This window comes from Cupriavidus sp. FW305-F7, assembly GCF_058782875.1.
This window is the reverse complement of sequence record NZ_JBYSYC010000008.1, coordinates 24,833-50,315: the sequence shown is the minus strand read 5'-3', so window position 1 is coordinate 50,315 and position 25,483 is coordinate 24,833. Positions and strand designations below refer to the sequence as shown.

Below are 25,483 nucleotides of genomic sequence, written 5' to 3'. Positions count from 1 at the left end.
GTTCGCGTAGTTCGCGATAAAGACGCCCGTCTCTTCAGAGACGGGCGTTTTTTTTATTCCCTCTCGCTGTCCCCCAACGTCTCCACCGCATACTTCACCAGGCCCGCCCGCCCCTCGATCCCAAGCTTGCGCTTCAGGTTCAGCCGGTGCGTCTCCACCGTGCGTACCGACACCCCCAGCTGCGCCGCGATCTCCTTGTTGGCCAGGCCCCGCCCGATACCGCGCAGGATGTCGCGCTCGCGCGGCGTCAGCGCATCCAGCGGCCCTGCGGCGGGGCTCTGCTCGGCCATGCCGCGTGCAATGCGAGCGCTGTAGAAGACCCGTCCGGCCAGCACGGACTGGATCGCCGCCATCAGCTCGTCGGCGGGCGCGTCCTTGAGCACATAGCCGCGCGCACCGGCGCGCACCGCCTGGCGCACATACTCCAGGTTGTCGTGCATCGACACGATTAGCACCGCCAGTTCCGGATAGCGGTCATGCAGCGCCGCGGCCAGGGCGATGCCGCCCATGCCGCGCATGCCGATATCGGTGATGACCAGGTCGGGCAGCTCGGCGGCGCCGGCGCGGTCCAGCCACGCCAGCGCGGCTTCGCCGTCGTCGGCTTCGCCCACCACGCGCAGGCCGGGCTGCAGCGCCAGGTGCATGCGCATGCCGTCGCGCACCAGCGCATGGTCGTCGATTAGCAATACGCGGGCGGGCACTTCGGCGGAGTCGGCTAGCTGGGTCATGACGGCGAGGGTCCTGCTGAAACGGGATCGTGCGCAATGGCCGCGGGCCTGGCCAGCGGCAGTGAAGCGACCAGCTGGGTGCCGCCCATGCCCGAAACGATGTCGAACTGCCCGCACAGCGCGGCGATGCGCTCGCGCAGGTTGCGCAGGCCGATGCCGCGCTGCGGGTCCTCCTGCATGCGCGCCACGTCGAAGCCATGCCCGTCGTCGCGCACGGTGAGGCGCGTGGCATCGGCATCAAAGGCCAGCGCCACCGCGACCCGGCGCGCGCCGGCATGGCGCTCGACGTTGGTCAAGGCTTCCTGTGCGATGCGGAACAGCGCCGTGGCCTGCTCGTCGGGCAGTTCGCGCGGGGTGCCGCTCTCGGTCACTGCAATTTCTAGCCCGCTGCCGCCCTGCATCTCGCGCGCCAGGTGCTGCAGTGCCGCGTACAGGCCCAGGTCGTCGAGCAGGGCGGGGCGCAGGTTGCGCGCCACGCGGCGCACTTCATTGAAGACGGTATCGAGCCGGTTCAGCGCCATGCCCAGCACCGGCGCCACCGCGGCGCCTTCGGCCGGGGCCAGGCGCAGGCGGTTGGTGGCGGTTTCCAGCACCAGCTTGACCGACACCAGCAGCTGGCTGATGCCGTCGTGCAGCTCGCGCGAGAGCCGGGCGCGCTCTTCTTCCTGCGACTGCACCACGCGCTGCGCCAGCTGGCGCAGCTTGGCGTCGGCCTCGCGGTGCTCGCTGACGTTCAGCGCCAGGCCGCTGGCGGCGACCAGCAGGATGCTGATGCCGGCGATCACGCCGATCCAGGCCATGGTCGCGCGGATATCGGTCTCGGCGCGCGCATCCAGCTGGCGCAGCGTGCTTTCCACGTCATCCAGGTAGATGCCGGTGCCGAGCATCCAGCCCCATTCGGGCACTGCCACCACATACCCAAGCTTGGGCGCCAGCTGCTGCGACGAGGGCTTTCTCCACAGGTAGCGCACCGCGCCGCCACCGCCCTTGGCCGCGGCGATCAGCTGCTGGATGGTCAGCGCACCCTGCGGGTCGCGCAGCGTCCACAGGTCCTGGCCGACCAGTTCGGGCTGGCGCGGGTGCATCAGGTTGCGGCCCTGCAGGTCGTACAGGAAGAAGTAGCCGTCGGGGCCGTAGTCCAGGCGCGCAAGTGCTTCCATCGCAGCCTGCCGGGTGGCGGCGTCGCTGCGCCCGGAGCGCACCAGCGGCGCGATCGCGCTCTGCGCCAGTTCTACGTAGTGGCGCAGCTCAGTTTCCTTGCTCTGCAGGTAGGCGGCCTCGACCAGCGCGCGTTCATGCTGCGCCAGCTGCGTGGCCTGGAAGCGCACGGCAAGCGCGATGCCCAGCATGGCCACCGCCAACGGCGCCACGGCGAGCAATAGGATCTTCTGGCGGAGTTTCATACAAGTGAGGGGGACCCGGGGGTAAACACCGATGCCGCGCAGGCGGCATGCCACCGTCGATTTGCGTAGTACTACGCAGAAGTGCTGCGTAGTTACGCGCTTGTGCGGGGTTTGGCGGGTGTCAATACTACACGCCGGACGCGCCGCCGCCCCAGCAGGGCGCATGCGCGGACGCAGCTGGTGCACTGTCCACACCCGGACGGTGCACCGCCTGCCTGCAAGACGAGATCCGGAAACGACGACACAACCGGGCGCGCAGCAGCTATCCCAGGAGACACCCTCACCGCCGGATTGCACCCGCTGCCCGCCCTCGGCGCACCCCCGCTGCCGATCCTGCCAGTTGCCTGTTACCAGTCCTTCGCCGCCGCAGGCTATCCAAGACATCCCGGTCTGAGGAGACCTTCACTATGAATCGCATCGGAGAACACCTGGTGTGGCTGGCCGTCGCCGTGCTCGGCGCGTTTGCCTTCGGCACCGTCGCGCTGGCGCGCGGCGAGGCCGTCAGCGCGCTGTGGATCGTGGTTGCCGCGCTCTGCATCTACCTGATCGCCTACCGCTACTACAGCCGCTTTATCGCCGACAAGGTGATGCAGCTCGATCCCAAACGCATGACGCCCGCCTGGCGCCACAACGACGGCCTGGACTACGTGCCGACCAACAAGGCGGTGCTGTTCGGCCACCACTTCGCGGCGATTGCCGGCGCCGGCCCGCTGGTCGGCCCGGTGCTGGCCGCGCAGATGGGCTATATGCCAGGCATGCTGTGGATCCTGGCCGGCGTGGTGTTCGCCGGCGCGGTGCAGGACTTCATGGTGCTGTTCATCTCCACGCGCCGTGACGGCCGCTCGCTGGGCGACCTGGTCAAGTCCGAAATGGGCACGGTGCCGGGCATGATCGCGCTGTTCGGCTGCTTCATGATCATGATCATCATCCTGGCGGTGCTGGCGCTGATCGTGGTGAAGGCGCTGGCCGATTCGCCGTGGGGCACCTTCACCGTGGCGGTGACGATTCCGATCGCGCTGTTCATGGGCATCTACACGCGCTATATCCGCCCGGGCCGCATCGGCGAGGTGTCGGTGATCGGCTTCGTGCTGCTGATGCTGGCCATCATCGGCGGCCAGTACGTGCATGAAAGCGCCACGCTGGCGCCGCTGTTCACGTACGACGGCAAGGCGCTGACCTGGATGCTGATCATCTACGGCTTTATCGCCGCCGTGCTGCCGGTGTGGCTGCTGCTGGCGCCGCGCGACTACCTGTCGACCTTCCTGAAGATCGGCACCATCATCGCGCTGGCCATCGGCATCCTGATCGTCGCGCCGGAGCTGAAGATGCCGGCCTTCACGCAGTTCGCCAAGGGCGGCGGGCCGGTGTGGTCGGGCAACCTGTTCCCGTTCCTGTTCATCACCATCGCCTGCGGCGCGGTGTCGGGCTTCCACGCGCTGATCTCGTCGGGCACCACGCCCAAGCTGCTGGAGAATGAGTCGCACGCGCGCTTTATCGGCTACGGCGCGATGCTGGCCGAGTCCTTCGTCGCCATCATGGCCCTGGTGGCCGCCTCGGTGATCGAGCCGGGCGTGTACTTCGCCATGAACAGTCCGGCCGCCGTGATCGGCACCACGCCGGAAGCGGTGGCGCACGCGGTCTCGACCTGGGGCTTCGTGGTCACCCCGGACGTGCTGGTGCAGACCGCCAGGGATGTCGGCGAGAACACCATCATCTCGCGCGCCGGCGGCGCGCCCACGCTGGCGGTGGGCATCGCCCACATCCTGCACCAGGTGGTGGGCGGCCAGGCCATGATGGCGTTCTGGTATCACTTTGCCATCCTGTTCGAGGCGCTGTTCATCCTGACCGCCGTCGATGCGGGCACCCGCGCCGGCCGCTTCATGCTGCAAGACCTGCTGGGCAGTTTTATCCCGTCGATGCGCAAGACCGACTCGCTGGTTGCCAACCTGACCGCCACCGCGCTGTGCGTGGCGGCCTGGGGCTACTTCCTGTACCAAGGGGTGGTCGATCCGCTGGGCGGCATCAACACGCTGTGGCCGCTGTTCGGCATCTCCAACCAGATGCTGGCCGCGGTGGCGCTGGTGCTGGGCACCTGCGTGCTGGTCAAGATGAAGCGCGGCCAGTACGCCTGGGTCACGCTGGTGCCGACCATCTGGCTGCTGATCTGCACGCTGACCGCCGGCTGGCAGAAGCTGTTCCACGCCGACCCCAAGGTCAGCTTCCTGACCCACGCCGCCAAGTTCAGCGCCGCCATCGCCGAAGGCAAGGTGCTGGCCCCGGCCAAGTCGATGGAGCAGATGCACCGCATCGTCTTCAACGACTACCTGGACGCCGGCCTGTGCGCGCTGTTCATGCTGGTGGTGCTGTCGATCGTGTTCTACGGCTTCAAGACAGCGATGCAGGCGCGCGCCGCCTCCCGCCCGACGGCCAAGGAAACGCCGTTCGAGCCGCTGCCTTCGGGCGCCTCGGCCCAGTAACCCAGGGATCACAGGAGCCCGCCATGCTGGAACAACTCGGAACCATGGGACGCTACCTTGGGCAGTCGCTGCGGCTGATGGTCGGGCTGCCCGACTACCAGACCTATGTCGCGCACATGGAAAGCACCCACCCGGACCGCGAGCCGATGAGCTACGAAGCCTTCTTCCGCGAGCGCCAGGAGGCACGCTACGGCGGCGGGCAGGGCAAGTGCTGCTGAGCACACGCTGAACGCAGCCGTCCTGCGGGCCGGCGGCATACAAAGCAGACAGGCGATCACATGATCGCCTGTCTTTTTATGAAGTGTTGCGTGTTTGCCGCGCTTTTGTAATGCACGGATACCGTTTCTGTAGCGGGTTACAGGCCTTTACAGGTGGTTACAGCAAGGGCGCGGCTCCCTCTCTACACTTGCGACACATCATGGCAATTAGAGGAAAAAAGATATGACTCGCCATCCCGTTCGCAACCTGACCATTGCCCTCGCCCTGGCGGCCTGCGCGCTGCCGGCCGTCGCGAGCGACATGAACAACGCCCTGGGCGGCGCACTCGGCGGCGTCGCCGGTGCCGCGGTGGGCGGCGCGCTGGGCGGCAGCACCGGCGCAGTGATCGGTGGTGCAGTAGGCGGCGGCGCCGGTGGCGCAGTGACCTCCAACCGCCGCGAGCGCACCGGTGCCATCATCGGCGGCGCGCTGGGCGGTGGTGCCGGCACCGCAGCTGGCAACGCCATGGGCGGCCGCACCGGTGGCCTGATCGGCGCCGGCCTTGGCGGCGGCGCGGGTGCGGCGCTGGGCGGCAATGTCTCGCGCAGCAACTCGTACGACAATGACCGCCGCTATTACAACAGCAACTACAAGCGCAAGAAGCACAAGCATCATCACCACTACGACGACTAAGAAGTCGTAGGTGGGTCAGCAAAACGGGCCGTCATGGCCCGTTTTTCATTTGCGGCGTCTGGCATAATCATTCGCCAGTGGTTGCAAACCCGCCGGATGCAGAAACAAAGAAGCCCGCAACCGGAACCGGTGCGGGCTTCTTCTCCAATAAAGGCGGAGAGGCTGCGAGGCGCTCCCCCAAGGACCTGTGGAGACCAGGTTTGAAGCAGGCGGGGCCGCACAAGGGGAGGAAGCGGCCCCGGGATCGCGCTGCCAGGCCGCCCGGGGAGGCGGGCCAGAGGCAGCCAGGCGGCCTTACAGCGGCGCGCGATCGGTAGTGGTGTCGTACTTGGCACCGTCGGTGTACGGATCGAACTTGGCTGCCTTGGCGCCGTCGGTGAACACATCGAACTTGCCGTTCTTGGCAAAGGCCGGTGCGGCCGACAGGGCGGCGGCGAGGGTGGCGACAGCGATCAGGGCGTAGCGGTTGGTTTTCATGATTCAGGCCTTCTCTATTGCATGGATGCCTGAACCGTCACTTCGACGAAAGACTATGTTGCGTTGCGGCATCCGATGGCTAGATATTAGGCATTTCCCTCATATCAATAAATATCAGGATCCACAATGATTAGTTTTGATTCGAACAATAAAATAGGCTGATTACGTAAGAATTCAGCGCAGAACCGGGAGACTGTGTCATGGATCGCCTGCAATCGATGCGTGTGTTTTCCAAGGTGGTGGAACTGGGAAGCTTCGCGCGTGCAGCGCAGCAGCTGGAAATGTCCAACGCAGTGGTGACGCGCTACGTGGCCGACCTGGAGAGTCATCTGGGCACGCGCCTGCTCAACCGCACCACCCGCAGCCTGTCGCTGACCGACGCCGGCGAAACCTACCTGCAGCGCTGCCAGCAGATCCTGGAAGACGTGGAAGAAGCCGAAAGCGTAGTCACGGCGCGCAGCCAGTCGCTGTCCGGCACGCTGCGACTGGTCACCCCGGTGATGTTCGGCCTGCACCTGTTGCCGGAATTGCTGGCGCGCTTCCAGCAGCTGTACCCGGACGTGGTGTTCGACGTGATCCTGTCGGACCGCAACGTCGATATCGTCGAAGAAGGCCGCGACGTCGCCGTGATGCTGTCCGACCTGGGCCTGGGCTCGCACCTGGTGGCGCGCCCGCTGCTGTCGGCCGAGGTGATCCTGTGCGCGTCGCCGGGCTACGTGGCGGCGCATGCGCCGATCCGCCATGCCCATGAACTCAGCCACCACCGCTGCATTGCCATGCGCCTGCCCAGCGCCGAGCACGAATGGACGCTGCTGGGCCCGGAAGGCGAGGTGACCGTGCCGATCCGCCCCGGGCTGATGTGCAGCAATGCCGAGCTGGCCCACCAGGCGGCGCTGGCCGACATGGGCGTGGCCATGCTGTCGTCCTACCTGGCGCGCCCCAATATCGAATCCGGCAAGCTGGTGCACGTGCTGCCGCAATACCAGCTGCCGCGGCGCGATGTCAGCGTGGTCTATCCGAGCCGCAAGTTCTTGCCGACCAAGGTGCGCGCCTTTATCGACTTCCTTCTCGAAGAAGGGCAGGTACGGGGCAAGGAAGCGCAGCCGGCGCCATCCGCCAGCCACGGCGCGCAAGCCGTGCGCACCTGAGCGCCTGCCTGGCCGAGCCACCCAAAGCAAAACGCCCGGCGATGCCGGGCGTTTTGCCGTGACGCGCTGACGCTTACTCGCCGGCGGCTGCCGCGCGCGACTTCTTGGCCGCGGCGGTCTTGGCGGGGGCCTTCTTGGCCGCCGCTTTCTTGGCCGGTGCCTTGGTGGCCGGTGCCTTGGTGGCCGGCGTCTTGGCCGCGGCCTTCGCTGCCGTCTTGGTTGCCGGCGCCGCCTCGGCCGTGCCATTCGACGCCGCCTTGGCCGTGGTCTTCGCCGCCGTCTTGGCGCCCGCCTTGGGCTCGCGCGCCTCGAACTCGAAGCCGATCTTGCCGTCCGGCTGCTTGACCAGGAAGGCCTTGAAGTTGCGGCCGGTGCGCGACGACTTGAACCCCGTCAGCAGGTCGGTCTTGCCGTCGGTGAGCAGCTTGCCGATCTGCTCGCGGCTGATTTCCTGCTGCAGGATGATCTTGCCGGTGGTGAAGTCGCAGCTCTTGGGGCTGGTCGTGCTGTTCTCGCAGACATACTTCATGCCGTGCTCGAACACCGAGCCGCCGCACTTCGGACAGGTGCCCACCGGCTCCTGGCCGCTGAAGTCGACCGGCTCGCCGTCGTTGTCGTCGTCGTTCTGGCCGAAGTCGAATTCCATCTTGTAATGGCCTTCGTCGTCCTTGCCCAGCTTGAGGATGGCGGCGAACGGACGGCCCATCTTGCTGCGGAAGCCCTGCAGCGGACCGATTTCCTTCTTCAGCAGCAGCTCCTCGACCTCCTCGATCTCGAACTGGCGCCCGCCCGGGATCTTGCTGATCGAGAACTCGCACGCGGTGCAGGCAAAGCGGCGGTAATTCTCCTTGACCTGCCCGCCGCATTGCGGGCACGGCGTGTCCAGCGTGGCGTAGTCGCCCGGGATGGTGTCGCTGTCGTATTCCTTGGCGCGCTTGACGATCTGCTGCGTCATCTGCGCGATCTCAAGCATGAACTCGTCGCGCTTCATGCGCCCGCGTTCGATCTGCGAGAGCTTGTGCTCCCATTCGCCTGTCAGCTCGGCCTGCGTCAGTTCCAGCACGCCCAGGCCGCGCAACAGCGTCATCAGCTGGAACGCCTTGGCGGTCGGAATCAGCTCGCGGCCTTCGCGCACGAGGTATTTTTCCGTCAGCAGGCCTTCGATGATGGCCGCGCGCGTCGCCGGCGTGCCCAGGCCCTTGCCGGCCATAGCTTCGCGCAGCGCGTCGTCGTCCACCAGCTTGCCGGCGCCTTCCATTGCCGACAGCAGCGTGGCTTCGTTGTAGCGCGCGGGCGGCTTGGTGGTCAGGCCGACGCTCTCGACCTTGTCGGTCTTGACCTTCTCGTCCTTGGCCACCGGCACCAGGTTGGCGGCGTCCTTGTCGCCCTGCGCCTCGCGGCCGTAGATCACCAGCCAGCCCGGGTTGACCAGCACCTTGCCTTCGGTCTTGAAGTGGTGGCCGGCGACTTCGGTGATGCGGGTGGTGACCTGGAACTCGGCCGCCGGGAAGAACACCGCCAGGAAGCGGCGCACCACCAGGTCGTACAGCTTCTGCTCCGGCTCGGACAGGTTCTTGGGCGCCTGCAGCGTCGGGATGATGGCGAAGTGGTCGCTGATCTTGCTGTTGTCGAAGATCTTCTTGTTCGGCTTGACCCAGCCCTGCGCCAGGATCTTCTTGGCGTGCGGCAGGTAGTTGGGCGAGCTGTCGGCCAGCATGTCCATGGTCTGCTTGACCGTGTCCAGGTAGTCCTCGGGCAGCGCGCGCGCATCGGTACGCGGGTAGGTCAGGACCTTGTGCTTCTCATACAGGGCCTGCGCCAGGCCCAGTGTGTTCTTGGCCGAGAAGCCGAAGCGCGAGTTGGCCTCGCGCTGCAGCGTGGTCAGGTCAAAGAGCGCCGGCGACTGCTGCGTCGACGGCTTGGATTCCTCGGTGACCGTGCCAGTCTTGTCGCGGCAGGCGGCGACGATGCTCTTGGCCTCGGCCTCGCTCCACAGGCGCGATTCGCGCGCCTCGGGATCGAACTCGCTCTTCTTGAACTTGGGGTCGAACCAGCGGCCTTCATATAAGCCGGCGGCGGCGATGAACTCGGCCCGCACTTCCCAGTAGTCGCGCGGCACGAAGTGCTTGATCTTCTCTTCACGCTCTACCACGATCGACAGCGTCGGCGTCTGCACGCGGCCCACGGTGGTCAGGAAGAAGCCGCCGCCCTTGCTGTTGAAGGCAGTCATGGCGCGGGTGCCGTTGATGCCGACCAGCCAGTCGGCCTCGGAGCGGCAGCGCGCGGCGTCGGCCAGCGGCAGCATGTCTTCGTCTTCGCGCAGGCTGGCGAACCCATCGCGGATCGCCTGCTGCGTCATCGACTGCAGCCACAGCCGGCGCACCGGCTGCTTGGCCTTGGCCTGTTGCGCGATCAGCCGGAAGATCAGTTCGCCTTCGCGCCCCGCGTCACAGGCGTTGATCAGGGCGGTGACGTCCTTGCGCTTGATCAGCCGGTTCAGCACCTTCAGGCGCGACTCGGTCTTGGCGATCGGGCGCAGGTCGAAATGCGGCGGGATCACCGGCAGGTTCGCGAAGCTCCACTTGCCGCGCTTGACCTCGTATTCGTCCGGCGCGGCGATCTCGACCAGGTGGCCAACGGCGGAGGACAGCACGTAGTCGTCGCTCTCGAAATACTCGTCGTGCTTGGTAAACCCCCCGAGGGCACGGGCGATATCCGCCGCGACCGACGGTTTTTCCGCGATGATGAGGGCTTTTGACATGGGAAGGGTCCTTGCGAGCTGCATCCGGCAACCCGCGAATTGCACTACAAACGAAGTAATCAGAACGCCGGGGGGCTATGAGGCGCCAATAATAAGCGCGGTTTCAACGGCGGTGCAAGCAAGCTCCGCCGCCGCCCTTAGCGCCGCCTAGGCGGCGCTGCTCCCCCCGGCAAGCAACCAGTCCAGCACCTGCGGCACGTCTTCGGCACTCGCCGGCATCGCCGCACTGCGGCTCAGCATGCGTTCCAGCACCTCGATGTGCGGCAGCAGGGTGCCATAGAACTGGGGCGTGCCACCCGACGCAGGCTGCACCAGCAGCGTCGGGAAATTCTCAATATCGATATCGCCAAGCGCATCCGCATGCGTCTCGATGTCGATCCAGACGAAGCAATCCTCCGGATGGCGCGCGGCCAGCGCCGTCAGCGCCGCCAGGTAGTCCCGGCACGTGCCGCACCACTGCGCGCACAGGCAGGCCACCAGACGGCCCTGCGGCCGCGCCGCCAGGCACCCGGCAATGGCGCCGGCGTCACGTTCTGGAAAGTAAACGGTCATGGCATCGGAAACATGAGGCGCCCGCGACACGCGGGCTGCCGGCGATTGTATCGGTATTGCGCTGCGGCTCACCCAAGCCGCCGGAACAGGTTTCCCGGTAGACGCTCGGCGTGCCCGGCCAGTTCCAGTTCCAGCAGGCGCGCCGCGGCGGCTTCCGGCGGCTGGCCGCTGCGCTCGCACAGCGCATCCAGCGTAACCGGATCGTAGCCGAGAGCGGCCAGCAGGGGGTCGGCGTAGCCAGCAAAGTCAGAAAGATCTGGTTGCTCCGGTACGGACGCGGAAACGCGCCTGGCAGCCGGGCAGGCAGGTGCCGGCAGCAGGTTGATCTCTTTCAGCACGTCCTCCACGCGCTCTACAAGCTTGGCGCCCTGGCGGATCAGCAGGTGGCAGCCTGCTGACAGCGGCGCGTGGATCGAGCCCGGGACCGCAAATACCTCGCGCCCCAGCTCGCCGCAAGCCGTGCGGTGATCAGCGAGCCCGAGCGCGCCGCGCGGGGCCACTTGGTACGCCAGCGCCAGGTTCTCGGCCGGATAGACCCGGCCGGCCCCCCTACCCGTAACAGCGACGGTACCGCCGCAGCCCTGCAGCCCGCCGGCATGGGCGGCGGCATCGACGCGCCCAGCGCCAGCCCCGAAACCACCGCCAGCCTCGACTCGGACAGCGCCCGCCCGAAGGCCTGCGCATCGCGCCTGCCCTGCTCGGTGGCGCCGCGCGCGCCGACGATGGCCACCGAAGGACGCGCCAGCAGCGCGGGATCGCCTTTGATATATAGCAGCGGCGGCGGGTCGGGCAGGTCGAACAGGCGGGCAGGGTAGGTGTCGTCGCCGATCGTGACCACATGGTTGCCGGGTGTGCCGAGCCAGGCGAGGGTGCGTTCGACCAGTGCCGGCAGCGCCGGCATGGCAAAGGGAAGCGGCGGCCGCCGGGGCCGCCTGCGATGTCGCCAAGACCGGCTCAGCGCGGCGAGGTCGCCCGGTCGCCGACCGCGATCACGTTGGAGGCGTCGGTGACCAGCGCATACGACACCCCCGGGAACACGCGGAAGACAAAGGCCAGGCCGTAGCGTTCGTCGGGCAGGCGGATGGCGCGGTTGCTGTCGGTCTTGTCGGCCACGGTCTCGCCGGCGCGCGACAGCGCCAGCACATGCCCGGGCTCCACCCCGGCCTGGCTGCCGAGGTTGAGCACCACCACCTGCCTGGCGCCGCCGAACTCGACCCCGCCATAGACCTTGGCCACGCGGCCGTCGAACTGCGTATCGGGCGCGTGCGGCACGTAGCGCAGCGCTTCGCGCGCGGGCTGCGGCATCAGCAGCGTGCCCACGCCCATCTCTTGCCTGGCCTGCGTGACCTGCATAGTCGAGACCGCGTCCGGGCCCTGCGCGCCGCGCGCCAGGCGCACGTTGCCTTCGTATTCGGCCTCGTAGCCGAGCACGGCATTGGTGACGGGGTCGCGCACCGGGGTGACCGGGCGGTAGGCCTGCCAGTCGCTGCCTTGCGGCGCGTCGGCGGGGATGCCGCGCGCGTAGCCGGTGTCGTCGCGGCCAAGGATGACGCGCGACTCGGACACGGCGACGATGCGCGCTGAGGTGGCCAGCGTGTCCTGGTCGACCACCAGCGGCCGGATCAGGAAGGGCTCGATATCGGCGGCCGCGATGCTCTGGATGGCGGCGCCATCGGCGGCGCCGCCGCGCATCTGTGGCGACAGGCGCACCGTGCCGCTGCCGCCCGGCGTGGTCGACAGCCAGGCACGGCCGTCGCGCTGGATCAGGTACAGGATCTGTCCCGGATAGATCAGGTGCGGGTTGCGGATCTGTTGCCGGTTCATGCCCCATAGCTCAGGCCAGCGCCATGGCTGGCGCAAGAAGCGGCCCGAGATCCCCCACAGCGTGTCACCCATGCGCACGGTGTACTGCGACGGCGCATTGGGAGACAGTTCTGAAACGGGGATACCCTGTTGGGCCGTGCGCTGGGCTTCGGCCTGCTGTGCCGGCGTGACCGTCAGGTCCGCGGCCAAGGCCGGAAGCGTGGCCGCGGCAGTGAAGCCAGCAGCACTCAACAACGCACAAGCAAACTTAGGGGTGAACGCGTGCAGCCTGCGGCCCGACGCCGCCTGGTGTTCTTTGGTAAGATCGCGCATTTTCCTGACCGGCCGGTGGTTCGGCCGGATTGACCCGGGAGAGCGCGCCTGTTGCGGCGCGCCTTGAATTTTTGTACTTGCGCCCCGATTCTGCATGTAAACACCGGCCGCCGCAACGCGGTCCGGTTGCCGGCAGCAGCCGGCGTTGCGCCTGAGCATCATGGCAAAACTCGATATCCTGACCTACCCCGATCCCCGCCTGCACACCGTTGCCAAACCCGTTGCGGCGGTGGACGACCGTATCCGCCAGCTGGTGAAGGACATGGCTGAAACCATGTACGAAGCGCCCGGCATCGGGCTGGCCGCCACGCAGGTCAACGTGCACGAGCAGGTGGTGGTGATCGACGTCTCGGAAACGCGCGACCAGCTCCAGGTCTTTATCAACCCGGAGATCATCTGGGCCAGCGACAACCGCAAGGTGTGGGAAGAGGGCTGCCTGTCGGTGCCCGAGGTCTATGACCGCGTCGAGCGCCCCGACCGGGTGCGCGTGCGCGCGCTCAACGAGAAGGGCGAAAGCTTCGAGCTCGAAGCCGACGACCTGCTGGCGGTCTGCATCCAGCACGAGATCGATCACCTGCGCGGCAAGGTCTTTGTCGAGTACCTGTCGCCGCTCAAGCTCAACCGCATCAAGAGCAGGCTGCAGAAGCGCGAGCGCACCCGCATGTAAGCGGCGTCCTACCACAAAGATGTAACAGCCCGCCCGGAATCCCGGCGCCAGCGCGCGGCACCCGCGCGGGGTCTGTTATCTTTATGACTTCCGAAGAACAAAAGCACCGGCCGCGATAGCGGCCGGTTCTGCTTCAGGCCACGGAACCTGCCATGTCCCAAGCCAGACCCCTGCGTGTCGCCTTTGCCGGCACGCCCGAGTTCGCGCGCGTCGCGCTGGAAGCCATCCACGCCGCCGGTTTTCCCGTTGTGGCGGTGCTGACGCAGCCTGACCGCCCCGCCGGCCGCGGCATGCAGCTGCAGGCCAGCCCGGTGAAGCAGTTTGCCGCCGCCAGCGGCCTTGGGCCAGTGCTGCAGCCGCGCTCGCTGCGCCGCCAGGGCAAGTACCCGGAAGACGCCGCCGCGGCCATCGACGCGCTCGCCGGCACCGCCCCCGACGTGATGGTGGTGGCCGCCTACGGCCTGATCCTGCCGGCCGAGGTGCTGACCCTGCCGCGCCTGGGCTGCCTGAATATCCACGGCTCGCTGCTGCCGCGCTGGCGCGGCGCAGCGCCGATCCACCGCGCCATCGAAGCGGGCGATGCCGAGACCGGCATCACGCTGATGCAGATGGACGAAGGCCTGGACACCGGCGACATGCTCACGCGCGAGGCCGTGCCGATCGGCCCGGACGACACCACCGGCAAGCTGCACGACACCCTGGCCGCGCTGGGCGCGCGCATGACCGTGGCAGCGCTGCAGGAACTGGCCGCCGGCCGCGCGCTGGCCGCCACGCCGCAGCCGGCCGAAGGCGTCACCTACGCCGAGAAGATCGCCAAGGACGAGGCGCCGCTGGACCTGCGCCGCCCGGCCGCGGCGCTGGCCAACCAGGTGCGCGCGTTCAACCCCTTCCCGGGCGCGACGGTGCAGGTCGGCGATACCGTGATCAAGTGCTGGCAGGCCGTGCCGCTGGCCGCCGCCAGCAGCCTGCCGCATCTGCCCGGCACGGTGCTGGCGGCCGACGCCGCCGGCGTCCTCATCGCCTGCGGCGAGGGCAGCGCACTGCAGGTCACCGAGCTGCAGAAGCCGGGCGGGCGCCGCCAGCCGGCGCAGCAGTTCCTGCAAGGGCTGCCGCTGCCGCCGGGCACGCGCTGCGCGGTACCCGGCAACGGCGCCGCACAGGCATGATCGGGCAGGCCTTTGCCGCACATGGCAACATAAGTGCCGGTGGAACCGCCCGGCGGGCGCGACCGGCCACGGCTCCCCCTGAAACCGTTGAACAGCCGTTGAATTTTCGGGTATCACCCCCTATCTAACGGTCATCGCGTCCGCTTTTCCCCCGGGACGCGGCTCACGATTACACGGAGATCACCGCAATGTTCAACTGGGTCAAGACCTTCATGCTGATGGCGGCCATCACGGCGCTGTTCATCGTCATCGGCGGCATGATCGGCGGGCGCAGCGGCATGATGATGGCGCTGCTGCTTGCGCTGGGCATGAACTTCTTCTCCTACTGGTTCTCGGACAAGATGGTCCTGCGCATGTACAACGCGCAGGAAGTCGACGCCGGCAGCGCGCCGCAGTTCTACGGCATGGTGCAGGAACTGGCGCAGCGCGCCGGCCTGCCGATGCCGCGCGTGTACCTGATCAACGAAGACGCGCCCAACGCCTTTGCCACCGGCCGCAACCCGGAGCACGCCGCGGTGGCGGCCACCACCGGCATCCTGCGGGTGCTGTCCGAGCGAGAACTGCGCGGCGTGATGGCGCATGAGCTGGCGCACGTGCGCCACCGCGACATCCTGACCTCGACCATCGCCGCCACCATGGCCGGTGCGATCTCGGCGCTGGCGAATATGGCAATGTTCTTCGGCGGGCGCGACGAGAACGGCAACCGCAGCAACCCGATCGCCAGCATTGCCGTGGCGATCCTGGCCCCGCTGGCGGCATCGCTGATCCAGATGGCAATCTCACGCGCACGTGAGTTCGAGGCCGACCGCGGCGGCGCCGAGATCAGCGGCGACCCGCAGGCGCTGGCCAGCGCACTGGACAAGATCCACCGCTACGCCCAGGGCATCCCGTTCCAGGCGGCAGAAGAACACCCGGCCACGGCGCAGATGATGATCATGAACCCGCTCTCGGGCGGCGCCATCGCCAATCTGTTCTCGACCCACCCGGCCACCGAGGAGCGCATCGCGCGCCTGATGCAGATGGCCCAGACCGGCACCTATCCCGCCTGAGCGGCCGGAAATCCGGGGCAGGGCCCCCGCACAGGGTAAACTGCCCGCTGTTCCGCATGGACCGGCGGGCTTTTTTTTGTGCCCGTGCCGGCCTGCTTCCCGATTCCAACACCTGACCCGCTGCCTGACCGATATGCGCCTGCCTCCCGATTCGCTTGCCTTCCAGATGCTTGGCGCCGCCACCGCGGTGCGCGCCGTCAGCGAAGGCACAGCCTTGCCCCAGGCGATCGAGGACGCCGCCGCACAGCTGCGCCTGGACCGCGTGCGCGATGCCGCCACGCGCGGCGCGCTGCAGGACATCGCCTATCGCACCATGCGCCAGTTCGGCACGGCACGCGCACTGGTGACGAAGTTGGTCACGCGCCCGCCGGGCGCGCAGGTCGATTCGCTGCTGGCCGTGGCACTGGCGCTGCTGCTGGAGCACGCGCCGGGCCCGCGCGACAAGCAGGACAGCGCGGACAAGGCGCGCCAGGACGCGGACGCCGGCCGCCCGGGCTACAGCACCTTCACGGTGGTCGACCAGGCGGTCAGCGCCGCCGCCTCCGAACCCAAGACTGCGCATGCGCGCGGCCTGGTCAACGCGGTGCTGCGCCGTTTCCTGCGCGAACGCAAGGCGCTGCTGGCCGACGTCAACCGCGACGAGCAGGCGCGCTGGAACCTGCCGCCGTGGTGGCTGCGCATGCTGCGCGAGGCCTACCCGGACCAGTGGATGGCCCTGGCCGCCAGCGCCAACGTGCGCCCGCCGATGACGGTGCGCGTCAACACCGCGCGCGTGTCCGTGCAGCAGTACCAGACCGATCTTGCCAACGCCGGCCTGGCTGGCCATGTGGTCGGCCCGCAGGCCGTGCGCCTGGTGCGCGCGGTGCCGGTGACGCAGTTGCCGGGCTTTACCGAAGGCGTGGTCTCGGTGCAGGATGCCGGCGCGCAGCTGGCCGCGCCGCTGCTCGAGGTGGCCGACGGCATGCGCGTGCTGGATGCCTGCGCGGCGCCCGGCGGCAAGACCGGGCACCTGCTGGAACTGGCCGATATCGACGTCACCGCGGTGGAAAGCGACCCGCAGCGCACCACCCGCATCGGCGAGAACCTGGCGCGCCTGGGCAAGCAGGCCAGGATCGTAGTCGGCGATGCCAGCCGGCCCGCCGACTGGTGGGACGGCCAGCTCTTTGACCGCATCCTGGCCGACGTGCCGTGCTCCGCTTCGGGCATTGTGCGGCGCCATCCCGATATCCGCTGGCTGCGCCGCGAGACCGATATTGCCAAGCTCATCACCGAGCAGCGCCGCATCGTCTCGCAACTGTGGCCGCTGCTCAAACCGGGCGGCATCCTGGTCTATGTCACCTGTTCTATTTTCCCAACGGAAGGCGAGGAGCAGGCGCGCTGGTTTGGTGCCCAGCTGGCAGATGCGATACGATTGCAGGCGCCGGGGCAGCTGCTGCCCGGCACTCATACCACGCAAGCAGCCGGCGCCAATGGCGAAAAGGACGCCACGGCCGGCACCAGCCTGCCGTCGGATCACGATGGCTTCTTCTACGCCCGCTTCCAGAAACGCGCCTGATCTGATCCGATGCTGAGCACGCCGCGCCTGTCAGACTTCCGCGTCATGTTGAACACGAACGTGGACACTGCCGCGGACCAGGCGTGCCCGCGTCTGCGCCCCGGCGGCGCGGGCAGGCGTGGCCTGCTGGCGCGGTGGTGGCTTGCACTGGTGCTGGCGCTCGCCTCGCTACTGTGGTTGCCGCCCGCTGCGCGCGCACAGGTCATCGAGGCCACCGACGCGCGCATCGAATTCCAGGATGGCGGCTTCGAGCTTGCCGCCAGCTTCGACTTCGACCTGCCACCCGTGCTGGAAGACGCATTGCACAAGGGCATCTCCCTCTATTTCGCGGTCGACTTCCAGCTCTCGCGTTCGCGCTGGTACTGGTTCGACGACAAGCCGGTCAACACCACCCGCAGCGTGCGCCTGTCGTACCAGCCGCTGACGCGCCAGTACCGTGTCTCCACCGGCGGCCTGCAGCTGCCATTCACGCGCTTGAAGAGCGCGCTGCAGTTCATCCAGCGCGTGCGCGGCTGGCGCGTGTTCGAGCGCAATGCGGTCAAGCCGGGCGAGACCTACCACGCCGAAGTGCGCATGCGGCTGGACCTGTCGCAACTGCCCAAGCCGTTCCAGATCAACGCCGTCAACACGCGTGAATGGAACCTGGCCTCCGACTGGCGGCGCTTTGTCTATACGGTGCCGACGGACCTGAACCCACCGCCGCCACCGCCGCCACCGCCGCCGCCCGCAGCACCGCCGCCGCCCGCGCCGGCCCCAGGCCCCGCATCGCCGGCGCTGCCGGCATCGCCCGCCGTACCCGCGCCTGCGTCGGCGCCGGCCGCTGCCATTGACTCGCGCGGCCTGACCATGCAGACGGTGTCGTATGGACTGTCGCCCGCACTGCTGGTGCAGCCCGCATCGAGCCAGCCATGAACAACTCGCTGTGGGACAGCCGGTTCCGGCGCGTGCTGTACCGCGTCGTGGCCGGGATCATCGTCTTCCTGGCGCTGGTGCTGGTGGGCCTGCTGGCCGGGGCATCGGCCAACACCGAATTCTTCGATCGCTATTTCACGCTGCTGTTCAAGGTGAACCTGGTGATCGGCGCCCTGCTGGTGCTGATCGTGGGTGCGCTGGCGCTGACGCTGTGGCTGCGCTATCGCCGCGGCAAGTTCGGCACGCGGCTGATGACCAAGCTCGCCGTGTTCTTCGGCGTGGTGGGCGTGCTGCCCGGCGTGCTGATCTACCTGGTCTCGCTGCAGTTCGTCTCGCGCAGCATCGAGTCCTGGTTCGACGTGCGCGTGGAAACTGCGCTCGAGGCCGGCCTGAACCTGGGCCGCGCCACCATCGACAGCTCGCTCGCCGACCTGCAGGTCAAGGCACGCCTGATGGCCGAGCAGCTCGCCGGCGCCTCCGGCGTGGCCACCTCGCTGCAGCTGAACCGCCTGCGCGAGCAGTATGGGGTCCAGGAAGCCGCCATCTTCACCGGCAGCGGCCGCGTGCTGGCCACGGCGTCCAGCAACTATGCGTCGCTGGTGCCGGACCTGCCTTCCGGCGTGCTGGCCGAACAGGCACGGCTGGCCGGTGGCTACGCGGCGGTGGAGGGCGGCACCGACCCGTCAGGTGACGGCAGCCCGAGCACCGAGCGCGCCGACAGCAGCCACCTGTACCGGCTGCGCGTGATCATTCCACTGGGCACAAGCCCTACCACCGCACAGACTGACGCGGCAGGCGGCAGCGCCCCGCGCGCGCTGGCCAAGTCGCCGCGCTGGGCCGGCTCCGGCCTGTCCGTGGAGCGCCGCCCGGAGGAATCGCCGTCGAGCGGCTTCGGGCTGGTCGGCGAGACCGTGCGCGAAGAGCGTTACCTGCAGGTGCTGCACCCGGTGCCGGCGGTGCTCGCGCGCAATGCCGACGAGGTCCAGCGCGCGTACCAGGAATACCAGGAGAAGGCACTGGGCCGCACCGGCCTGCGCAAGATGTATATCGGCACGCTGACGCTGACGCTGTTCCTGGCCGTCTTCATCGCGGTGATGCTGGCGCTGCTGCTGGGCGGGCAACTGGCGCGGCCGCTGCTGATGCTGCTGCAGGGGACCAAGGAAGTGGCCGAAGGCGACCTCTCGCCCAAGCGCGAACTGAAGAGCCGCGACGAGCTCGGCATGCTCACGCAGCAGTTCAACCAGATGACGCGCCAGCTGGCCGAGGCGCGGCTGGCGGTGGAAGAGAACCGCACCGCGCTGGAGCAATCGAAGGCCTACCTGGAAAGCGTGCTCCAGAACCTGACCGCAGGCGTGCTGGTGTTCGACCGCCGTTTTGTGCTGATTACCGCCAATCCCGGCGCGGAGCGCATCTTCCGCCAGCCGCTCAGCGCGGTGCTGGGCCTGCCGGTGGAGCAAATTCCTGGCATGGGGCCGTTCGGCGAGATCGTGCGCCAGGCCTTCTCGGACCAGAACACCAGCGAGGTGCTGGGCGGCGCCGAGCACTGGCAGAAGCAGATCGAGCTGCCGCAGGGCGAAGAACAGCCGCTTACGCTGCTGGTGCGCGGCGCACGCCTGCCCGGCGGCGAGCGCGATGAGCCCGGCTACGTGATCGTGTTCGACGATATCTCCGATGTGATTTCCGCTCAACGCTCGGTGGCCTGGGGCGAGGTGGCACGGCGCCTTGCGCACGAGATCAAGAACCCGCTGACGCCGATCCAGCTCTCGGCCGAGCGCCTGCAGATGAAGCTCTCGCCCAAGCTCGAGGGCACCGACGCCGATGTGCTCAAGCGTGGCGCCGCCACCATCGTCAACCAGGTGTCCGCGATGAAGCGCATGGTCGATGATTTCCGCGACTACGCGCGCACGCCGCCCGCGGTGCTGCAGTCGCTGCAGCTCAACAGCCTGGTGGCGGAGGTGCTGCACCTGTACGGCATCGATGATCCCGCGGTGCACGAGCATCCGGTGATCCATCCGACGCTGGGCACCGCGCTGCCCGAGATCAAGGGCGATCCGACGCAGTTGCGCCAGGTCATCCACAACCTGCTGCAGAACGCACAGGATGCCGCCACCGAGAACGTCGCGGCCGGTAGGGCGGCGCCCCATATCACTCTGCACACCGAGACTGTAGAATACAAAGATTCTGCCGGCGAAAACCGCCAGGCCGTCAAGCTCACCATTGCGGACAATGGTCCCGGTTTTGCACCACGAATCCTGAGCCGTGCGTTCGAGCCCTATGTGACCACGAAAGCCAAGGGCACGGGCTTGGGGCTCGCGATGGTAAAGAAGATCATTGACGAACACGGTGCGCGAATCGAGTTGCGCAATCGCATGGAAGGTGCGGAGATCGTCGGTGCACAGATCTCGATCCTGTTCGTTAAACTGACATAGTCAACAATGGCGTCCGGTCCCGGAACGCTGCGGTGGGGTTAAGAGGGGAAGTATGGCAACGATCCTCGTAGTCGATGACGAAATGGGAATCCGGGAGCTGCTCTCGGAGATCCTCAGCGACGAAGGCCACGTGGTTGAACTCGCGGAGAACGCGCTGCAAGCGCGCGAATACCGCGCGGCGGGTACGCCCGACCTCGTGCTGCTCGATATCTGGATGCCCGATACCGATGGCGTGACCCTGCTCAAGGAATGGTCCGCGCAGGGACAGCTGACGATGCCCGTCATCATGATGTCGGGCCACGCCACCATCGACACGGCGGTCGAGGCGACCAAGATCGGCGCGCTCAATTTCCTTGAGAAGCCGATCGCACTGCAGAAGCTGCTGTCCGCGGTCGAGCAGGGCCTGGCCCACGGCATCGAACGCCCGCGCAGCGGCACGGCCGCCACCGCCGCGCCCGCCGCGGCGCCGTCGGCCGAACCCGGTTTGGCCGACGCCGTGCCCGAGGCCACCGCCGAGGCCGCCCCCAACGGCAACCCCGCGCGCGTGCCCGAGGCCGAGATGCAGTTCTCCTTCGACATGCCGCTGCGCGAAGCGCGCGACCTGTTCGAGCGCGCCTACTTCGAATACCACCTGCTGCGCGAACACGGCAGCATGACCCGCGTGGCCGAGAAGACCGGGCTGGAGCGTACCCACCTGTACCGCAAGCTCAAGCAGCTCGGCGTCGAACTGGGCCGCAACAAGCCCGAGCCGGCCGAGCAGTGACGCACATGACGCTTGACTGACCAAAAAAGTCCAGTTATAGTTTCCCTTCTTTGGCCCGGTAGCTCAGTCGGTAGAGCAGAGGATTGAAAATCCTTGTGTCGGCGGTTCGATTCCGTCCCAGGCCACCAGAACAAGAAAAGCCCGGCTCCCGCAGCCGGGCTTTTTGCATTGGGATGCAGTGTCATAAACGCGCCCGGATTCCCGTCCCCGTGCTGTCGCCGCAACGGCGAAACACTTCCCGACACAACGCCAGCAACGCGCAACAGCCAACCCAGAAGTAAATATCTTCTACTTGGCAGCCGATATATGTATCTCTACGATGCCCTGATGCGCTGCCGCCCGGCGGCGTGGACCGAGCCGGCCAAGCCGCACCCATAACGCGGACATCCGGCCCAGGGCTATCACTTTCTTACCGGGGGGTCTGATGGATACGTTGATCGGAACGGACAACCGCTGGCCGCCGCAGACTGCGGGCGACGAGCGCGGCTTGTGGAAGAGCACCATGGCCGCGGCCAGCCACGCGCTGGGGGCGGCGGGGCGGGTGCAGCAGGCGGTCTCGCAGACGCTGAAGCTGCAGCACAAGATCCGCGCGCTGCGCGACGAGCTGCACCAGATGGAGGCCGAGCGCGACGTCTACCGCGAGCTGCATGCGCGCACGGTCGAGGAGCTGCACCAGGCGATTGACCGCAGCCCGGCAGAGATCCGGCGGCTGCGTGCAGAGACCGAGGCCATGCAGGTGCGCCACCGCGCCTACAAGCTGCTGGCGCAGCACTACATGCGCCTGGGCACGCCGATCGATCCCGCAGCATTTGCCGAGCAGCGCAGCCGCGTGCAGCAGCACATCCTGTTCCAGCGCCGCAAGGGCATTCCGGTGGCACAGATCCGCGTCGAGGACATCGCGTTCCTGCTGCGCTGAGGCGCGCTGCGCCCGTGAAGCCATTCGCTTTGCCGCGATGGGCCAGGCTGCACTAACATGGCGGCAGCGAAGCATCCCGCGCTCGCATCCGACACTGCCAGGCCACCATGCTCGACATCCAGAACTACACCAGCTTCGTGCTCGCCATTCTGGTGTTCCAGCTGATCCCCGGCCCGGGCACGATCGCCATTCTCAACGCCACCGCGCGCAATGGCGTGGCGGCCGGCATGGGCGCGGTCTGCGGCACGCTGCTGGGCGACTTCGTGTACATGCTCGCCGCGGTGGCGGGACTGGCGGCGGTGATGCGGGCCAATCCGCTGCTTTTCCACAGCTTGCAATGGTTCGGTGCCGCGTACCTGTGCTGGATGGGCGTGCAGCTGCTGCGTACACGCTTTGCCGCGGACGCCGGCGTGCCCGAGCCGCGCAAGTCAGCGCGCGTATACCTGCGCCAGGGCTTCACGGTGAGCCTGACCAACCCCAAGGTGGTGCTGTTCTTTGTCGCGTTCTTCCCGCTGTTCCTGCGCCCGGATGCGTCGCCGGCCACGCTGGCGGCGATGATGGCACACGTCACGGTGCTCAGCCTCGCCTACCAGGCGGCGCTGGTGCTGGCGGGCAACGCAGTGGCCAGCCGGCTGCGGGCGCTGCCATTCGCGCGCACGCTGGCAACGCGACTGGCCGGGATCGCGCTGGTCGGCTTCGGCCTGCGGCTGGCGGCCAGCAACCGGTAACGGCCCGCGGCCCGCGGCCCGCGGCCCGCGCGGCGATTCGATACCGCGCGTCTGCACACAACAAAGCGGCCACGCATTGACGCGCTCCGTGCGCGAGCGGAACACTGTCGCGTCCGCGCTCACCGCGTGTGCGCGGGCTTGCTACTGAACCGCCACCGTTCGAGGCGTCGTCTCAGGCGACGTTGTCCATCTTGCCGCTGCACGTTTTCCTTACTGCCTTTGCCGCGATCTCGCGGTCGCTCTCGTATCCCGTTCGTTGCTCCGCTTTATCGCTGCTGCGCGCCGTCAACGGAGCGCAGCGATGAGTACGCTCGCACGCCGCCTGGTGGCCGAAGGCCTGGGCACGGCGCTGCTGGTGGCGATTGTGGTGGGCTCCGGCATCCGTGCCGAGCGCCTCGCCGCCGGCGATACCGCGCTGGCGCTGCTGGCCAATTCGCTGGCGACCGGTGCCGGGCTGGTGGCCTTGCTGGTGTCGCTTGGCCCGGTCTCGGGCGGGCATTTCAATCCGGTGGTCAGCCTGTCGGCGCTGCTGCAGGGCGCGCTGCCGCCGCGCGATGCGCTGCGCTATGTGCTGGTGCAGGTGACGGGCGGAATCTGCGGCGTGCTGGCCGCCCATGCGATGTTCGGCGAGCCGGCGCTGGCCTGGTCGGCGCAGAGCCGCACCGGCGCGGCAATGTGGTGGAGCGAGTGCGTGGCCACCTTCGGCCTGGTCGGCGTGGGCATCGGAACGCTGCGCAGCCGGCCGCAGCTGGTGCCGTTCGTGGTGGCAGGCTATATCACCGCGGGCTACTGGTTCACGTCGTCGACCTCGTTTGCTAACCCGGCGCTGACCATCGCCTGCGCGCTGACCGATACCTTTACCGGGATCCGGCCGCAGGACGTGCCGGGCTTCGTGCTGGCCCAGATCGGCGGCGGGCTGACTGCCACGCTACTGTTCCACTGGCTGTGCCGCAAACCCGGTGCGGCCGCCACTGCTGCCACGGCACAGGCCGACTGGCGCGCTGCGCCCGCCAGCGCCCCTACCAGCGCCGATTGAGCTGCACGCCGAAGATCGAGCCGCTCGGCTGCGAGGCCCACGCGTCGGCCGGCGCGGTGTAGCCGATGCCGTCGACGTCGCTGGCACGGCTATAGGTGTAGAAGGCGCGCAGGTTGGCATTGCCCGCCGACTTGCCCAGTGTCAGCGTGGGCGCCACGGTCAGCGCGGTGCGCTGGCCGCCGACGCCGAAGCCGGACGAGATCTGGTCGTGCGAGACCTCGAAATTCAGGCGGAACTGGTTGCTCGCTACGTAAGCAGGACGCAAGCGCGTGGTGGTCCACTGCAGCGTGCCGACCGGCGACCGGTCAAACTGCAGACTTTGCTCCACCGCGCCGCTCAGCCCTGAGCGGCCCTTCCATTCCATCGATTCGGCCACGCGCGTGCGCGACAGCGCCGGTCCCATGCCGGTGTAGCCGGTCATGGCGTTGCGCGCTCCCGATCCGAACTGCACCCCGAGCCGGTTGGTGCCGAACAGCACGCCTTTCTGCTCGTGCAACGCAGACGCCCACCATGCGCCGCCGGGATCTTGCACCAGCGGCTGCGCCTCCACCCGCGTGAAGCCGAGCTGGATCGAACCCTGTTCGTTGGTGTTGATGGGCGCGGTGCGCAGTGAGTGGTAGCTGGGCAGGTTCTGGCCGTTCTGGTCCGCGCGCGCGGTGTACTGGTAGCTCAGGCCGACATCGCCGATCACCTTGGCGTTGTCCACGCCGAAGCGCATCGCCGTGGAATTGGGCGGCAGCAGGCCGGACGACAGCAGGAACGGCGCATTGTCGCGCCGGCCGGCCCACATGGTGGCGCCGTCCAGCACTGCCAAGCCGCTGACGGCGGTATAGAACTGCGGCACCAGGGCATACGGATCGATCGCCTGGGGGCGGCCATTGACCGTGGTGGCGTCGGTGCCGCGCGCCTGCGCGATCAGCATCACCTGCGCACCGCCGTCCAGGTCCAGCACCGATTCGCGGATCTTGACCTCGCCGGCGCTGCGGCAGGCCAGGCCGTTGCCGATGCCGGTGGAGAGCGCGCCGCCGGGGCAGGCGCGCATGGTTGCCGGGCGTTCCTCGGCCGCGGCGCGGCCGCTGTAACCGAGGCGCCACACGGAATCCCCGGCGGGGTCCTCGGCGGGCAGCTGCGAGTGCAGTACCGGCGGGGCATCCGGCGGTGTGTCACCGGTGGCGCTGTCCGCCGGCTGGGCGGGCGCTTCGGCCTGGAACTGGCCGAGCCGGGGCGGGAACAGCACCAGTGGTGGCGGCGGCTGGGGTGGCGGTTCGGGCGGGCCGACGAAGTCGGGGTCGGCAGCCGGGGAGGTACGGGCCAGGGTTGCCGGCGCGCTGCCGTCAGGCTGCACGGCAGGCTGGGCCGCCGGCTCGCCCGTGATGCCTGGCGCCGGTGCCACTGGCACGGTCACGTTGGCCGTGGGTGCCGCGTCGCCGGCGATCAGCGCCGCCAGCGGGTCCTCCGCGCCTGCCGTGGCCGGCGTGGCAGGCCGGGCGGTTTGCGCCGGACCCGCGGTCACCGCCGGGTGCGGTTCGATGCGGGGTGGCGGCGTGGTGGCACTGGTGGTCGCATCCCCGGTCTGCGCGCACGCGACCAGGCCCCACGCGGCCAGCACGGCAAAACCGAGGCGGCGCAGGGGCAGGCCACCGCGCCCGGCAGGGCCGGGACAAGGCGGTGTGGCGGGAATTAGACGGG

Annotated in this window: 21 protein-coding genes, 1 tRNA gene and 1 pseudogene; 15 read left to right on the top strand and 8 right to left on the bottom strand. The window is 68.1% G+C overall.

Annotated features, from left to right (window positions below):
- Positions 1 to 53: 53 nt before the first annotated feature.
- Together AC3WL8_RS09690 and AC3WL8_RS09685 are read right to left on the bottom strand one after the other, a co-directional pair.
- The gene (locus tag AC3WL8_RS09690) at positions 54 to 728 is read right to left on the bottom strand and encodes a response regulator (RefSeq protein ID WP_013958455.1); all 675 of its coding nucleotides are present in this window, start codon (positions 726 to 728) and stop codon (positions 54 to 56) included.
- The gene (locus AC3WL8_RS09685; protein WP_492378194.1) at positions 725 to 2,131 is read right to left on the bottom strand and encodes a cache domain-containing protein; all 1,407 of its coding nucleotides are present in this window, start codon (positions 2,129 to 2,131) and stop codon (positions 725 to 727) included. Before AC3WL8_RS09685 ends, AC3WL8_RS09690 begins: the two co-directional genes overlap by 4 nt.
- A 407-nt stretch (positions 2,132 to 2,538) precedes the next feature.
- Between AC3WL8_RS09685 and AC3WL8_RS09680 the strand changes: the two genes are divergently transcribed.
- From AC3WL8_RS09680 to AC3WL8_RS09670, 3 genes are all read left to right on the top strand, one after another.
- The gene (locus AC3WL8_RS09680; RefSeq protein ID WP_492378193.1) at positions 2,539 to 4,608 is read left to right on the top strand and encodes a carbon starvation CstA family protein; all 2,070 of its coding nucleotides are present in this window, start codon (positions 2,539 to 2,541) and stop codon (positions 4,606 to 4,608) included.
- A 23-nt stretch (positions 4,609 to 4,631) separates the two neighbouring features.
- Positions 4,632 to 4,826, top strand: coding sequence for a YbdD/YjiX family protein (locus AC3WL8_RS09675; RefSeq protein ID WP_013958452.1), 195 nt, complete (start codon positions 4,632 to 4,634; stop codon positions 4,824 to 4,826).
- Between the two features lie 223 nt (positions 4,827 to 5,049).
- A complete protein-coding gene (locus AC3WL8_RS09670; protein WP_013958451.1) occupies positions 5,050 to 5,499 on the top strand; it encodes a YMGG-like glycine zipper-containing protein in 450 nt (149 codons plus the stop codon).
- A 294-nt stretch (positions 5,500 to 5,793) separates the two neighbouring features.
- On the opposite strand, the gene AC3WL8_RS09665 is transcribed toward AC3WL8_RS09670, so the two are convergent.
- A complete protein-coding gene (locus AC3WL8_RS09665) occupies positions 5,794 to 5,976 on the bottom strand; it encodes a hypothetical protein (RefSeq protein ID WP_492378192.1) in 183 nt (60 codons plus the stop codon).
- 200 nt (positions 5,977 to 6,176) lie between these two features.
- Here AC3WL8_RS09665 and AC3WL8_RS09660 point away from each other — a divergent pair, with 200 nt between their 5' ends.
- A complete protein-coding gene (locus AC3WL8_RS09660) occupies positions 6,177 to 7,124 on the top strand; it encodes a LysR family transcriptional regulator (protein ID WP_492378191.1) in 948 nt (315 codons plus the stop codon).
- A 73-nt stretch (positions 7,125 to 7,197) separates the two neighbouring features.
- Here AC3WL8_RS09660 and AC3WL8_RS09655 read toward each other — a convergent pair whose 3' ends face one another.
- From AC3WL8_RS09655 to AC3WL8_RS09640, 4 genes and pseudogenes are all read right to left on the bottom strand, one after another.
- On the bottom strand, positions 7,198 to 9,885 hold the full coding sequence (locus AC3WL8_RS09655) for a DNA topoisomerase III (protein WP_211980458.1): 2,688 nt from the start codon (positions 9,883 to 9,885) through the stop codon (positions 7,198 to 7,200).
- Positions 9,886 to 10,032: 147 nt separating this feature from the next.
- Complete coding sequence (locus tag AC3WL8_RS09650; RefSeq protein ID WP_153956046.1) at positions 10,033 to 10,437, bottom strand: thioredoxin domain-containing protein; 405 nt, start codon at positions 10,435 to 10,437, stop codon at positions 10,033 to 10,035.
- Between the two features lie 68 nt (positions 10,438 to 10,505).
- Positions 10,506 to 11,329, bottom strand: a pseudogene (locus AC3WL8_RS09645) (DNA-processing protein DprA); the annotation flags it as partial.
- 62 nt (positions 11,330 to 11,391) lie between these two features.
- On the bottom strand, positions 11,392 to 12,573 hold the full coding sequence (locus AC3WL8_RS09640; RefSeq protein WP_211980457.1) for a LysM peptidoglycan-binding domain-containing protein: 1,182 nt from the start codon (positions 12,571 to 12,573) through the stop codon (positions 11,392 to 11,394).
- 160 nt (positions 12,574 to 12,733) lie between these two features.
- On the opposite strand from AC3WL8_RS09640, the gene def reads away from it, so the two are divergent.
- The 11 genes from def (at position 12,734) to AC3WL8_RS09585 (ending at position 23,794) form a co-directional block, all read left to right on the top strand.
- Positions 12,734 to 13,240: a peptide deformylase gene (gene def, locus AC3WL8_RS09635; RefSeq protein WP_013958444.1), complete on the top strand. Its 507-nt coding sequence runs from the start codon at positions 12,734 to 12,736 to the stop codon at positions 13,238 to 13,240.
- Between the two features lie 152 nt (positions 13,241 to 13,392).
- Positions 13,393 to 14,406 (top strand): methionyl-tRNA formyltransferase, encoded by a 1,014-nt coding sequence (gene fmt / locus AC3WL8_RS09630; protein WP_211980456.1) that lies wholly within the window; start codon positions 13,393 to 13,395, stop codon positions 14,404 to 14,406.
- Positions 14,407 to 14,594: 188 nt separating this feature from the next.
- Positions 14,595 to 15,455 (top strand): zinc metalloprotease HtpX, encoded by an 861-nt coding sequence (gene htpX / locus AC3WL8_RS09625; protein WP_013958442.1) that lies wholly within the window; start codon positions 14,595 to 14,597, stop codon positions 15,453 to 15,455.
- 133 nt (positions 15,456 to 15,588) lie between these two features.
- Positions 15,589 to 17,010, top strand: coding sequence for a 16S rRNA (cytosine(967)-C(5))-methyltransferase RsmB (gene rsmB / locus AC3WL8_RS09620; protein ID WP_153956042.1), 1,422 nt, complete (start codon positions 15,589 to 15,591; stop codon positions 17,008 to 17,010).
- A gap of 9 nt (positions 17,011 to 17,019) precedes the next feature.
- Complete coding sequence (locus tag AC3WL8_RS09615) at positions 17,020 to 17,922, top strand: DUF4390 domain-containing protein (protein WP_013958440.1); 903 nt, start codon at positions 17,020 to 17,022, stop codon at positions 17,920 to 17,922.
- On the top strand, positions 17,919 to 20,351 hold the full coding sequence (locus AC3WL8_RS09610) for a sensor histidine kinase (RefSeq protein ID WP_492378190.1): 2,433 nt from the start codon (positions 17,919 to 17,921) through the stop codon (positions 20,349 to 20,351). The genes AC3WL8_RS09615 and AC3WL8_RS09610 overlap by 4 nt, the downstream gene beginning before the upstream one ends.
- A 52-nt stretch (positions 20,352 to 20,403) precedes the next feature.
- The gene (locus AC3WL8_RS09605) at positions 20,404 to 21,114 is read left to right on the top strand and encodes a response regulator (protein ID WP_211980452.1); all 711 of its coding nucleotides are present in this window, start codon (positions 20,404 to 20,406) and stop codon (positions 21,112 to 21,114) included.
- Between the two features lie 52 nt (positions 21,115 to 21,166).
- Positions 21,167 to 21,242 (top strand) — tRNA-Phe (locus tag AC3WL8_RS09600).
- A 296-nt stretch (positions 21,243 to 21,538) separates the two neighbouring features.
- Positions 21,539 to 22,030, top strand: a complete 492-nt coding sequence (locus AC3WL8_RS09595) for a hypothetical protein (RefSeq protein WP_492378189.1) — start codon at positions 21,539 to 21,541, stop codon at positions 22,028 to 22,030.
- 107 nt (positions 22,031 to 22,137) lie between these two features.
- On the top strand, positions 22,138 to 22,758 hold the full coding sequence (locus AC3WL8_RS09590) for a LysE family translocator (protein ID WP_211980450.1): 621 nt from the start codon (positions 22,138 to 22,140) through the stop codon (positions 22,756 to 22,758).
- A gap of 301 nt (positions 22,759 to 23,059) precedes the next feature.
- Complete coding sequence (locus tag AC3WL8_RS09585; protein WP_013958435.1) at positions 23,060 to 23,794, top strand: aquaporin; 735 nt, start codon at positions 23,060 to 23,062, stop codon at positions 23,792 to 23,794.
- Here the strand turns inward: AC3WL8_RS09585 and AC3WL8_RS09580 are convergent.
- Positions 23,778 to 25,403: a carbohydrate porin gene (locus tag AC3WL8_RS09580; protein ID WP_492378251.1), complete on the bottom strand. Its 1,626-nt coding sequence runs from the start codon at positions 25,401 to 25,403 to the stop codon at positions 23,778 to 23,780. The two genes, AC3WL8_RS09585 and AC3WL8_RS09580, sit on opposite strands and share 17 nt — an antisense overlap.
- Between the last annotated feature and the right edge of the window lie 80 nt (positions 25,404 to 25,483).